Origin of the sequence: Paraburkholderia youngii, from assembly GCF_013366925.1 — a bacterium.
In the GTDB taxonomy this organism is placed as follows: domain Bacteria; phylum Pseudomonadota; class Gammaproteobacteria; order Burkholderiales; family Burkholderiaceae; genus Paraburkholderia; species Paraburkholderia youngii.
Genome location: NZ_JAALDK010000002.1, coordinates 823,474 through 836,042 on the forward strand (window position 1 = coordinate 823,474; position 12,569 = coordinate 836,042).

Sequence of the window (12,569 nt, forward strand, 5' to 3'; positions counted from 1 at the left end):
ATCCCGGTCGTCATGACTCGCCCCCTAGCTGCAATTTTTTACCATTTCTTCGATTACCTTCTTCGCATCGCCGAACACCATCATCGTCTTGTCCATGTAGAAGAGCTCGTTGTCGAGGCCCGCATAACCCGCGGCCATCGAGCGCTTGTTCACGATGATCGTGCGCGCCTTGTACGCTTCGATGATCGGCATGCCCGCGATCGGCGACTTCGGATCGTTCTTCGCCGCTGGATTCACCACGTCGTTCGCGCCGAGCACCAGCACTACGTCGGTCTGGCCGAATTCGTTGTTGATGTCCTCCATTTCGAACACGAGGTCGTAGGGCACCTCGGCTTCCGCGAGCAGCACGTTCATGTGACCGGGCATGCGGCCCGCCACGGGGTGAATCGCATAGCGCACGTCCACGCCCTTTTCGACGAGCTTGTCGGTCAGTTCCTTCAGCGCATGCTGCGCGCGCGCCACCGCGAGACCGTAGCCCGGCACGATCACGACACTCTCGGCGTTGCCCAGCATGAACGACGCATCATCGGCGGAGCCCGACTTCACCGGACGCTGCTCCTGCGCGCCAGCCGCTGCCGCTGAGCCAGCCTCGCCGCCGAAGCCGCCAAGCAGCACGCTGAAGAACGAGCGGTTCATCGCGTGGCACATGATGTACGACAGAATCGCGCCGGAAGAGCCCACGAGCGAACCCGCGATGATCAGCATCGCGTTGTTCAGCGAGAAGCCGATACCCGCCGCCGCCCAGCCCGAGTAGGAGTTCAGCATCGACACGACCACCGGCATGTCCGCACCACCGATCGGAATGATGATCAGCACACCGAGCACGAACGCGATGATTGTCATGATGATGAACGGCAGCCACGATTGCGTGAGGAAGAACAGGACACCGAAGCCGAGCATCGCGAGCGCGAGCATCAGGTTGATCAGATGCTGGCCGGAGTAGACCACGGGCCCGCCCTGAAACAGCCGGAACTTGTACTTGCCCGACAGCTTGCCGAAGGCGATCACCGAGCCGCTAAACGTAATCGCGCCGACGAAGGTGCCAATGAACAGCTCGATACGGTTGCCGTATGGCAGGAAGCCGGGATACGGCGCATCTTCTGCAACGAGCCCGAATGCGGCGGGATCGGAAACTACCGCGTACGCAATGCAGACAGCAGCAAGACCGATCAGCGAATGCATCGCCGCGACCAGCTCGGGCATCTTCGTCATCTCGACGCGTGCGGCGATATACGCGCCAAGACCGCCGCCCACCACGAGCGCCGTGAAAAGCAACGCAAGCCCGAGCCCGAGATTCGAGCCGAACTGCGCGGACTCCTTCACGATGAGCGCAAGGGTGGTGAGAATGGCGATCGCCATGCCGACCATGCCGAAGGTATTGCCAGCGCGCGCGCTCCTCGGGTTGGAAAGCCCTTTGAGCGCCTGAATGAAACAGACCGACGCCACCAAATAAAGCAGCGTAACGAGGTTCATGCTCATTTACGCACCCTCCTTGCCGGTGAGCTTCTTCGGCTCTTTCTTGCGGAACATCTCCAGCATGCGCCGCGTGACGAGGAATCCGCCGAACACGTTGACGGCCGCGAGCAGCACGGCGAACGTGCCGAAGAACTTGCCCGCCCCGCCCACGGTCAGTCCCGTTGCCAGCATCGCGCCGACGATGACGATCGCCGAAATCGCATTGGTCACGGCCATCAGCGGCGTATGCAGAGCAGGCGTGACGTTCCAGACCACGTGATAGCCGACGTAGACGGCTAGCACGAAGATGATCAGATTGATGACCGTATGATTGATCACTTCCATTCCTGTTCTCCTTCTCGTCATGCCTTGCGCGTGACCTGGCCGTCACGGGCCAGCAGCGTAGCCGCGACGATGTCGTCCGCGGGATCGATGTTGAGGATGCCCTCCTTCGTGACGATCAGCTTCAGGAAGTCGAGCAGATTGCGCGCGTAGAGCGCGGAGGCATCGGCGGCGACCATCGAAGCGAGGTTCGTGTAGCCGCAGATCTGCACCCCATGGTGCGTCACGACCTTGTCGGCCTCGGTGAGGGGGCAATTGCCGCCGCGCCGTCCCGTGGCCTGCTCGGCGACCGGACCGCGTCCCGCCGCGAGGTCGATCACGACCGAGCCCGGCTTCATCGCCTGCACGGTTTCCGAAGGCAGCAGCGTCGGCGCGTCGCGGCCCGGAATCAGTGCGGTCGAGATGACAATGTCGGCCTGCTTTGCGCGCTCATGCACCAGCGCCGACTGGCGCGCGAGCCACGACGGCGGCATCGGCCTCGCATAGCCGCCGACACCCTGCGCGGCCTCGCGTTCCTCATCGGTTTCGAACGGCACGTCGAGAAACTTTCCGCCGAGAGACTCGATCTGCTCCTTGACCGCCGGGCGCACATCGGAAGCTTCGATCACCGCGCCAAGGCGCCGCGCCGTGGCAATGGCCTGCAGACCCGCCACGCCCGCACCAAGAATCAGCACGCGCGCCGCCTTCACGGTGCCTGCGGCGGTCATGAGCATCGGCATGAAGCGCGGATAAAGGTTCGCAGCCAGGAGCACCGCCTTGTACCCGGCGATATTGGCCTGCGAGGACAGCACATCGAGGCTCTGTGCGCGCGTCGTGCGCGGTGCGGCTTCGAGCGCGAACGCGGTGACGCCAGCCGCGGCGAGTGTGGTCGCATTGTCGGCGTTGAAGGGGTCGAGCATGCCGACGAGCACCGAACCACGCTTCATCAACGGCAATTCGCTCTGCGTTGGCGACTGAACCTTGAGCACGAGGTCCGCGCCGAAGGCGGCAGCCGCGTCGGCTACCCGCGCGCCCACGGCGATGTACGCCTCGTCAGGATAGCTCGCGCCAATTCCCGCCCCGGTCTGGATCGTCACCGTGTGTCCCTGGGCGACGTATTTCCTGACTGTTTCGGGTGTCGCGGCCACACGGCTTTCGTTCGCCCGCGTTTCCGCGGGGATTCCAATGTGCATCAAAGTACTCCTGATTGCATATGGGTGGTATGAACGTACCCACGAGGCCTGCTGCGGGAGGCAGCAACCATTCGACCTTCGGGCGCAACGCACCCCTCAAGGAACTGATGGGTAATCCATAAAAAAAAGCGCACCCTCGAAGAATGCGCTTCACAGGCTTTTCCGCGCTCTATAGAACTTTCTTTTCGCGCAGAGCATCGATATCGGGCTGCGACATACCGAGCACGTCACGCAGCACGTCGTCCGTATGTTGGCCGAGCGTCGGCGGCGCGCCGTATGAATCGATAGGCGTGCCCGACATCTTGACCGGATTCGCCACCATACGAACGGCCTGATCTGTGAGCGGGTGCGCGACTTCCACGCACATCGCGCGTGCCTGCACATGCGGATCTGCGAACACCTGTTCCAGATTGTTGATCGGTCCAGCCGGCACTCCGGCGGCGTCGAGTGCCGCGAGCAGTTCATCGCTCTGCCATTCGACGATCAGCGGCTCGAACACTTCGCCCAGTGCACGACGATTCTTCACGCGCAGAGCGATCTCGCTGAATCGCGGATCAGTAGCAAGTTCGGGATGCCCGAGAACATTGCACATTCGCGTGTACTGCTCGTTGTTGCCGGCAACGATCATGATGTCGCGATCGGCGCAACGGAACATGCGGGACGGCATGCCACCATTGCCCTCGGTACCGCGCCGGATCGGAATCTGGCCGGAAACGAGGTACTGGCTTGCATAGTGCGATGTGGCAGCGATCATCGCGTCCAGCAATGCCAGGTCGATGTACTGCCCTTCGCCAGTACCGCCTTGCGCCGCGTCGCGGTGATAGAGGGCCGCGATGATCGCCGAAGCGGCATACTGACCACAGAGGATGTCGGCAAGACTGGGCCCGGTTTTCATAGGGCCGCCGCCGGGCACGTCGTCACCGTTTCCGGTCACGCTCATCAAGCCACCCATCGCCTGGAAAATCGAGTCATAGCCCGGCCGTGGGCTATACGGTCCGGTCTGGCCGAACCCGGTTATCGAACAGTAGATCAGGCGCGGATTGACCAGCTTGAGGCTCTCGTAGTCGAGCCCGTAACGCTTGAGGTCGCCCACCTTGTAGTTCTCGAGCAACACGTCGCATTGCGCAGCCAGCGAGCGGATCAGCGCCTGGCCTTCAGGCGTAGAGATATCGCAGGTGATCGACTTCTTGCCGCGGTTCGCGCTGATAAAAAACGTCGACTCGCGCGTGACCTTGCCGTCCCGATCCATCAGGAACGGTGGGCCGAATTGCCGCGAATCGTCGCCCTTTCCCGGACGCTCGACCTTGATGACCTCGGCGCCGAGATCCGCCAGCATTTGAGCCCCCCACGGCCCCGCGAGAATACGGCTCAGGTCGAGTACGCGAACACCCGCCAACGCGCCTTTTGTCATAACAAACTGTCCCCTTGAATTCGCACCGGCTGCGCCGGAAGCCATGCATCAGCGGCCGACGAATTTCGCCGCACGTTTTTCGATGAAGGACTGAACACCTTCCTTGGCATCTTCAGTGTTGTAGAGAAACTGCTGGGTCGACTGAATGGTCGCGTAAGCATCCTGCCAGCCTTGTCCCAGTGAAACCCGCGCGTTCTGCATCGTGGCCTGCACGGCTAGCGGAGCCTGCGCCGCAATTCGCTCTGCGATCGCGAGCGCCCGGTCGAACTCCTGCCCCGCGGGCACGACATCCTGCACGAAGTTCATGTGCCGCGCCTCTTCCGCGGTGAATTCGTCGCCAGTAAGTAGTACCTTCATCGCGTTGCCCCAGCCGGCACGCTGGACCATGCGGAACGTCGCACCACAACCTGCCATGATCCCCCGCTTGACTTCAAGCTGGGAGAAACGGCAGTTATCGGCCGCCACAGCCACTTCCGAAGCGAGCATCAATTCGACCGCAACCGTGAAACAGATTCCCTTGAGCGCAATGACGACCGGCTTGGTGCGCAGCGGCGCGCGCAAGTTGAACGGATCTACCTCGCCTTCAGGAAGCAGGGATTTCCCTTCCCGGCGCAATGGCGCGATCTTCGGCATGTCGAGCCCTGCCGTAAAGTGATCCCCTTCGGCGTAGACCAGCCCGCAAAAAATATCGCTGCTCTGTTCGAGCTGCGTGTAAGCCATGGCCAGTTCGCGGAACATCTTCGGGGTAAATCCGTTGCGCTTTTCCGGCCGGTCGATGCCCATCAAAAGCAGGTTCCCGCGCTGCTCAACGCGAATCTGTCCGTCCTCGTGACGAGTAGTCATGCAGTGTCTCCTCGCGGTGTTTCCCGTTAGTGAATCTGCCCTCGCGCTCAATTGACAAAGCCGGGCCTCACATTCAGAATCATAAACGTCGTTCAAATAATTGGCAACGTGCGGTACGCTTTGACGTAACCCGAACGGCGCGCCGCGGCCCACGAACCACGCGCGAGCAGCGTTGCCCCTCATTCCCTCAAGGAAGAAGCATGGCCTACGAGACGATCATCGTCGAAACGCACGGAAAAGCCGGCTTGCTCAGGCTGAACCGTCCGCAAGCCTACAACGCGCTGAACAACCAGCTGATGGACGAGCTGACGGCAGCACTCGACGACTTTGAAGCCGATCCCGCCATCGGCGCGATCGTGCTGACCGGCAGCGAAAAGGCGTTCGCCGCCGGAGCCGATATCAAGATGATGAACGAATGGACGTACATGGACGTCTACAAGAATCAGTTCATCACGTCTAACTGGGAACGCACCGCGCGTTGCCGCAAGCCGGTCATCGCGGCGGTCGCGGGTCTTGCGTTGGGCGGAGGCTGCGAACTGGCCATGATGTGCGACTTCATTCTCGCCGCCGACAACGCCCGTTTCGCCCTGCCCGAAATCACGCTGGCGACCATTCCCGGCGCTGGCGGCACCCAACGCCTCACGCGCGTGCTCGGCAAATCGAAGGCGATGGAGATGATCCTCACCGGCCGCAAGATGGACGCCGTCGAGGCCGAACGATGCGGCCTCGTAAGCCGCATCCTGCCGGTCGGCACGCTCGTCGAAGAAGCACTGAAAACGGCCGATGAAATAGCGCGATATTCGCAACCCGTCGTGGCGATGGCGAAAGAATGTGTGAACCGCGCCTACGAATCCAGCCTCGCGGAAGGCATCCTGTTCGAGCGGCGCATGGCCTATTCGACCTTCGCCACTGCAGATCGAAAGGAAGGCATGGCAGCCTTCGCCGAAAAGCGCAAACCCCAGTTTCGCGATTGTTGAATCGCCAAGAACGCCACGCGCATCGTGGCAAACCGAGCACGCCAGGTCACGCGCGTCAGGCGCATTTCTCTGGCACCCACACTCCCTATCCAAGATTACAGGCGCGCGATGAAACCGTATGTCAACCGCATTACTGAATTACTCGGCATTCAATATCCCATCATTCAGGGCGGTATGCGCTGGGTGGCGCGAGCCGAACTGGCGGCGGCCGTGGGGAACGCGGGAGGGCTCGGGTTCATCTCCGCGCACACCCATGCAAGCGCCGATGCACTCGCGCGCGAAATCGACAAGGTGCGTTCGCTCACGGATAAGCCCTTTGGCGTCAACCTGACCGTTCTCGGCGCGAATGCCGGTCTCGACTATGACGCGTATGTTCGCACGATCGTGTCCCAGGGCGTCCAGGTCGTTGAAACGGCTGGCAGCAACCCCGCGAAATACATCGCCGAGTTCAAGGCACATGGCGTTAAGGTCGTGCATAAGTGCGTCACGGTTCGCCATGCGGTGAAGGCCGAATCGCTCGGCGCAGACGTCGTCAGCATCAACGGGTTCGAATGCGCGGGGCACCCTGGCGAAGACGATATCCCCGGACTAATCCTGATTCCCGCCGCAGCCGAAAAGCTCAAGGTGCCGATTCTCGCGTCCGGGGGCTTCGCCGATGGGCGCGGCCTGATGGCGGCTCTCGCGCTCGGCGCGGATGGCATCAACATGGGTACGCGTTTCATGCTCACGCAAGAATCGCCGGTCCACCCAGCGATCAAGCAACGTCTGCTGGAAGCGACCGAGCGCGATACCGTCCTGTTGGGCCGCTCGATCGGGGACCCGAGCCGCGTGGTCAAGAATAGCGTGAGCCTCGCCGCGCTCGAACTTGAGCGCAGCAAAAACGTGACGCACTCTGACCTGTCCGCACTGACCGGAGCACAGCGCTGGATGGATGCGTTCGCTACAGGAGAAGTCGAAGGCGGCGCTTTCCCCGCCGGTATCGTCACAGGCCTCATTCACGATTTGCCGACCTGCGCGGAATTGATCGGCCGCATCGTCAAGGAAGCCGCCGCGATTGCCCAACGCCAGCTAGGCTTCAGCGCTGCTCTGGCATGAAACTGACCGGCCTTCGCGTCGTGGACCTGTCGCAGTTCATGCCGGGTCCGTTCCTCGCTGCCAACCTCGCCGATCACGGGGCGCAAGTCATCAAGGTCGAACCGGTCACCGGCGACCCGACGCGCGGCGCACCCGGCACGGACGGCGCTTTCTTCGCGGCGATCAACCGCGGCAAGCGCAGCATCGGCCTCGACCTGAAGCATCCAGACGGACGCGAGGTCGCGCTAAAGCTGCTGAACGAGGCCGACGTCGTCATTGAATCGTCGAGGCCGGGCGTCGCTGCTCGCCTTGGCATCGACTACGACACGGTGAGCCGCACCAACCCGAAGGTCGTTTATTGCGCGATTACCGCATTCGGCCAGACCGGCCCGCTCTGTCAATTGCCCGCACACGATCCGGTAGTTCAATCGCTTGCGGGTACGCTGCCGCGCGATGAGCGGGGAATGCCGATTGCCACGGGACCGTCGCTCGCCGCGCTGGCCGGTTCGCTGACGGCATTGTCCGCTGTGTTGATGGCGCTGCTGCGCGCCCGGGAAACCGGGCGCGGCGACTACATCGACGTGTCGCTGTTCGATGCGGCGCTCACGGCACAGCCGTACCTGAGCGGCCGTTTGCTCAACATGCCGGCCGGGCAATCCTGGGAAGCGACCGAGGGCGATAGCGGACTCGCGATGCTCAGCACCTACGAGACCGCCGATTCCAAATGGCTCTGCCTGGGCGGCCGGGAATACAGTTTTGCCAGCAACCTTCTTACGCCGCTCGGCCGTCCCGACCTGGTCGCCGACGCGACCGGGCCGGCCGGTGAAGGCCAGATGCGCGTTCGAGCATTCCTGACGCAAACATTCATCACGCGCACGCTCGATGAATGGCTCGATTGGTTCAAAGGCCGGAACGTCAGCGTCGCGCCGGTGCTCTCGACCGCGGAGGCGCTAAACCATCCACATGCTCATGAGCGAAGAATGGTCCAGACCGATCCGTCCGGACGCGCCCACGTAGCGAGCCCGATTCATTTCCGCATGGAGCCCGCGTCGCCACCGCTCGCGGTTCCGGGACTGGGCGAGCATGCGGAGATCGTCCTGCACAGCATCGGCTACAGCGAAGACCGGATCGCGGAACTCGTTGCCTCGGGCGCCGTGCGGGGGCAGCACAACGAAGCGCATGACTTTGCGCAAGCCGCCAATTGACGCGAACAACATCATGCCCATTCTGCTAGAGGCGGACGCCATCGACTTTGCGTCCATCATCCGTCGCGGCGACACTGTCACATGGGGCCAATCGAACGCGGAGCCTCTTGCGCTCACCCGCAAGCTGCTCGAGCAACGGCATGCTGTCGGCGCGTTCCGGGTTTTTCTCGGTGCCAGCAACTACGACACGTGCCGCCCCGAGCACGCCGACTGCATCGATTTCGTTTCGTACTGCGGCAGCGGCTCCAACCGCGCACTGGCCAAGGCTGGCGCGCTCGACATTCTTCCGTGCCACTATTCGCAGTTCCCGGAGATGATGGACTCGGGTCAGCTTGCGATCGACGTGCTGCTGCTGCAGTTGGCGCCCCCCGATTCGCAAGGCCGCTATAGCCTGTCGGTCGCGCATGAGTATCTGATCCCTGCGCTCGAGCGCGCGCGCGTCATCGTTGCGGAGGTCAATGAACAGGCACCCTGGACTTACGGCGAACGATATCTTCGCGACGACGAGATCGACTTCATTCTCCCGACATCACGCGCTTTGCCCGAGAGTTCGTCAAGCGCGGCAAGCGCGACGGATCAGGCGATCGCACAAAACACGGCCGCTTTGATCGAAGACGGCGCCACGATTCAACTCGGCCTCGGCGCGATTCCCGAAGCGATCCTCGCTTGCCTCGGCGATCGGCGCGACCTCGGCATTCATTCCGGCACGATCGGGGACAAAGTCGCCGATCTGATGGAAATCGGCGTGATCAACAATGCGCGCAAGACCATCGACGCGGGCAAGACCATTGCAGGCGTGATGATGGGCGGCCGTCGCATTCACGAGTTCGCGCATCGCAACGACGCCGTCGAGTTCCGTTCGACCCGCTACACGCACGACGCGAACGTACTCGCAAGCATCGAGCGCTTCGTCGCCATCAACTCGGCTGTGGAAGTCGATCTGAGCGGCCAGATCAACGCCGAGGTTGCCGGTGGCGTGTATGTGGGCGCGGTGGGCGGCGCACTGGATTTTCTGCGCGGCGCGCGGCGCTCGCGTGGCGGCGTTCCAGTCATCGCATTGCCGTCTACCGCAAGCAAGGGCGCCAGCCGCATCGTCGCGTCGTTGAATGGACCGGTTAGCACGCCACGCAGCGACGCCGCCATCGTGGTGACCGAATACGGCGTAGCCGATCTGCGCGGCCTGACGCTGCGGCAACGGCGCGAACGCATGCTGGCGATCGCCCATCCGGATCATCGCGGCGCTCTCGATCAGATGGCGAGCGCCCTGCCCCCTCATCGCACCGGAAGCGCGACGCTCGTTGCCTGATCGCAAGCACACCCGCATCCGCAACCTCGAACTTTGCAAGGAAACGTCCCATGAAACGCGCGGCAATTGTCTCCCCTGTACGAACGCCCGTGGGCACCTTTGGTGGTAGCCTGCGCGGCGTTAGCGTCGAAGAGCTCGGTGCACTCGTCGCGAACGAAACGATCCGGCGTGCAGGGCTCGACCCCGCTCGCATCGACGATGTCGTCTTCGCACAATCGTATGCAAACAGCGAAACGCCGTGCGTAGGCCGCTGGATCGCGCTGCAGGCCGGCCTGCCCGTCGACGTGCCTGGCATGCAACTGGACCGCCGCTGCGGCGGCGGCCTGCAGGCGCTCGCCACCGCCGCGATGATGGTGCAGACCGGTGCTGCGGACGTCGTGCTGGCTGGCGGCGTGGAGAGCATGAGCAACATCGAGTACTACAGCACGGACATGCGCTGGGGCGCCCGCTCCGGCTCCGTGCAGTTTCACGACCGGCTCGCGCGCGGCCGCGAGCGCTCGCAGCCGGAATCACGTTTCGGCTATATCTCCGGCATGATCGAGACCGCAGAAAATCTCGCCATCGACTATGGCATCAGTCGCGAGGCCGCCGACGAGTTCGCGCTGCGCAGCCATCAGCGCGCCGCGGCAGCGTGGGAGTCGGGCCATATGGCCGAAGAGGTCGTTGCGGTCAGCGTTCCGCAGAAAAAAGGCGAGCCGCTGCTGTTTTCCAAAGACGAAGGATTCCGTGCGGACGCCAGTATGGAAAGCCTCGGCAAGCTTCGCGCGTTGATGCCGGGTGGAACGGTCACCGCAGGTAACTCCAGCCAGCAGAACGATGCGGCCGCAGCCTGCCTCGTTGTTGCGGAAGACCGCCTCGAAGAGCTCGGACTCGAGCCTATGGCATGGCTGACGGGATGGGCCGCGGCGGGCTGCGAGCCGTCACGGATGGGCATCGGTCCCGTGCCCGCAGTGCAGAAGCTGATGATGCGCACCGGTCTTACGCTCGATCAGATGGATCTCGTCGAGGTGAATGAAGCGTTCGCATGCCAGGTACTGGCTGTCCTCAAAGGCTGGAACTGGCACGACATAGACCGGCTCAACGTAAATGGCTCGGGCATATCGCTCGGTCACCCGATCGGCACAACGGGCGTGCGGATCATGACCACGCTGTTGCACGAGTTGACGCGCCGAAAGGGGCGCTATGCGCTCGAGACCATGTGCATCGGCGGCGGCCAGGGTATTGCCGCCGTGTTCGAGCGCGCCTGACCCGGGGCTATGAAGCGCACGGCTCGACGCCGTGCGCGTGTCCGAACGCTTAGACCTCGACCTCGATCATCACGAAGTCAGCCTTGGTCGCCCCGCATTCAGGACATGCCCAGTCATCCGGAATGTCTTCCCAACGAGTGCCTGGCGCGATGCCCTCCGCCGGAAGTCCCGCTGCTTCGTCGTAGTAGAAACCGCAAAAGATGCATTGCCACTTTTTCATGATCGTCGATGAGTCGTTGAGGGTGGGGATACTTCAGGGTGCTACGTCCCAGACGAGCGGCAGATAAAGCATGCCGTTGACGGAGCCCGAACCGCATCGCGGCTTGTCGCCCTCGCGAATACGAAAATCGGGAATGCGTTTGAGCCACTCCTGCAGGAAAACCTTGATCTCCGTACGCGCAAGGAACGACCCCGGGCAGCGATGCGGGCCGTTGCCGAACGCCGCGTGAAGCACTGGCTTGCGCGTCAGGTCGACGGCGAGCGGATCGCTGAACTTGCGGTCGTCGAGGCCAAAGAGCGAATTCGGCAATTGAATCTGGTCACCCTTCCTGAACTGGATGCCCTTGTATTCCATGTCCTGCGTGATGAGCCGCGCGGTGTTCGCCACGCCAAAGCGACGAATCATCTCATCGACTGACGAAACCATCAGTTCTGGATTTTCGATTAGCTGGCGCCGATGAGCCGGGTTCTCCGCGAGGAAACGCGCGATGAAACCCATCATCGATGCGACGGTATCGAGGCCGCCGAACAGCACGACGATGAACATGCCGAACATCCGCTCAGGGCTGATCGGTTTGCCGTCGATCTGCGCGTTCGCGATCAGGCTGACGAGATCGCCGCCCGCCTCTGCCTTGCGCTTTTCCACCCAGGTGGAAATATAGCCAATCAGCCGGTGCTGGGATTCGTTGCGCTGCTCGACATTGCCGCGCACGGCCCATTCCGCCCATTCGAGCAATTGTCCGCGATCGCTCAACGGGAGATCGGCCAGACGCAGGAAAATCACGATCGGCAAGATCTTCGAGAACTCCGACACGAACTCGCATTCGCCTCGTGGAGCGATTTTTTCGATCAGCTCGATTGCGAGGCTGCGCACGTCGCTTTCCAGCGACGCGATAGCTTGCGGCAGAAAAGCGGGCGTGATCAGGTTGCGGTACTGGGTATGTTCGGGCGGGTCGAGTTCCAGCGGCACGAGCTGCGTTTCATTGAGCGGCGGGATGTTGACGCTGCGATGCGAAAAACGGGTATGGTCCTTCTGCATCGCCTCGATGTCTTCGCCGCGGGTGGCGATCCAGTGGCCGCCATAGTACGGAGACCAGACGATATCGGGACCCGTATGCAGCGTCTTCCACGCCCGATGGACGTCGTCTTCGGCACCGGGCGGATTCATATAGTCGAAATCGACCACGAGTTCCCGCGGAACATGGTCCGGCACGGTCCAGCCTTTCATGTCGTTCATTGCGCGTCTCCTTTCATTTTGTCGTCTTCGAATGGATGAATCGCTACACACGCGTTGTCAAATCAATATCGTTCATATTCT

The 12,569-nt window shown here is 62.3% G+C and carries 12 protein-coding genes; 5 read left to right on the top strand and 7 right to left on the bottom strand.

Features of this window, described 5'->3' with window-relative positions; translation table 11 throughout:
• Nucleotides 1–24: 24 nt before the first annotated feature.
• From G5S42_RS35090 to G5S42_RS35110, 5 genes are all read right to left on the bottom strand, one after another.
• Nucleotides 25–1,479 (bottom strand): NAD(P)(+) transhydrogenase (Re/Si-specific) subunit beta, encoded by a 1,455-nt coding sequence (locus G5S42_RS35090; RefSeq protein ID WP_176111330.1) that lies wholly within the window; start codon nucleotides 1,477–1,479, stop codon nucleotides 25–27.
• Nucleotides 1,480–1,800 (bottom strand): NAD(P) transhydrogenase subunit alpha part 2, encoded by a 321-nt coding sequence (locus G5S42_RS35095; protein WP_018436118.1) that lies wholly within the window; start codon nucleotides 1,798–1,800, stop codon nucleotides 1,480–1,482.
• 17 nt (nucleotides 1,801–1,817) lie between these two features.
• Nucleotides 1,818–2,969 (bottom strand): Re/Si-specific NAD(P)(+) transhydrogenase subunit alpha, encoded by a 1,152-nt coding sequence (locus tag G5S42_RS35100; protein ID WP_176111331.1) that lies wholly within the window; start codon nucleotides 2,967–2,969, stop codon nucleotides 1,818–1,820.
• 169 nt (nucleotides 2,970–3,138) lie between these two features.
• A complete protein-coding gene (locus G5S42_RS35105) occupies nucleotides 3,139–4,380 on the bottom strand; it encodes a CaiB/BaiF CoA transferase family protein (protein ID WP_176111332.1) in 1,242 nt (413 codons plus the stop codon).
• A 48-nt stretch (nucleotides 4,381–4,428) separates the two neighbouring features.
• Complete coding sequence (locus tag G5S42_RS35110) at nucleotides 4,429–5,223, bottom strand: crotonase/enoyl-CoA hydratase family protein (protein ID WP_176111333.1); 795 nt, start codon at nucleotides 5,221–5,223, stop codon at nucleotides 4,429–4,431.
• Between the two features lie 200 nt (nucleotides 5,224–5,423).
• Here G5S42_RS35110 and G5S42_RS35115 point away from each other — a divergent pair, with 200 nt between their 5' ends.
• The 5 genes from G5S42_RS35115 to G5S42_RS35135 all read left to right on the top strand — a co-directional run bounded on the left by G5S42_RS35115 (nucleotide 5,424) and on the right by G5S42_RS35135 (nucleotide 11,032).
• A complete protein-coding gene (locus tag G5S42_RS35115; RefSeq protein ID WP_176111978.1) occupies nucleotides 5,424–6,200 on the top strand; it encodes an enoyl-CoA hydratase in 777 nt (258 codons plus the stop codon).
• Nucleotides 6,201–6,308: 108 nt separating this feature from the next.
• Nucleotides 6,309–7,295 (top strand): NAD(P)H-dependent flavin oxidoreductase, encoded by a 987-nt coding sequence (locus tag G5S42_RS35120; RefSeq protein WP_176111334.1) that lies wholly within the window; start codon nucleotides 6,309–6,311, stop codon nucleotides 7,293–7,295.
• On the top strand, nucleotides 7,292–8,479 hold the full coding sequence (locus G5S42_RS35125; RefSeq protein WP_176111335.1) for a CaiB/BaiF CoA transferase family protein: 1,188 nt from the start codon (nucleotides 7,292–7,294) through the stop codon (nucleotides 8,477–8,479). Before G5S42_RS35120 ends, G5S42_RS35125 begins: the two co-directional genes overlap by 4 nt.
• Nucleotides 8,480–8,492: 13 nt before the next feature.
• Nucleotides 8,493–9,785, top strand: coding sequence for an acetyl-CoA hydrolase/transferase family protein (locus tag G5S42_RS35130; protein WP_176111336.1), 1,293 nt, complete (start codon nucleotides 8,493–8,495; stop codon nucleotides 9,783–9,785).
• A 50-nt stretch (nucleotides 9,786–9,835) separates the two neighbouring features.
• Nucleotides 9,836–11,032 (top strand): acetyl-CoA C-acetyltransferase, encoded by a 1,197-nt coding sequence (locus tag G5S42_RS35135; RefSeq protein ID WP_176111337.1) that lies wholly within the window; start codon nucleotides 9,836–9,838, stop codon nucleotides 11,030–11,032.
• Nucleotides 11,033–11,081: 49 nt separating this feature from the next.
• Here the strand turns inward: G5S42_RS35135 and G5S42_RS35140 are convergent, their stop codons facing one another.
• Both G5S42_RS35140 and G5S42_RS35145 read right to left on the bottom strand, forming a co-directional pair.
• Complete coding sequence (locus G5S42_RS35140; protein ID WP_176111338.1) at nucleotides 11,082–11,252, bottom strand: rubredoxin; 171 nt, start codon at nucleotides 11,250–11,252, stop codon at nucleotides 11,082–11,084.
• A gap of 33 nt (nucleotides 11,253–11,285) precedes the next feature.
• A complete protein-coding gene (locus tag G5S42_RS35145; protein ID WP_176111339.1) occupies nucleotides 11,286–12,488 on the bottom strand; it encodes a cytochrome P450 in 1,203 nt (400 codons plus the stop codon).
• Nucleotides 12,489–12,569 lie beyond the last annotated feature (81 nt).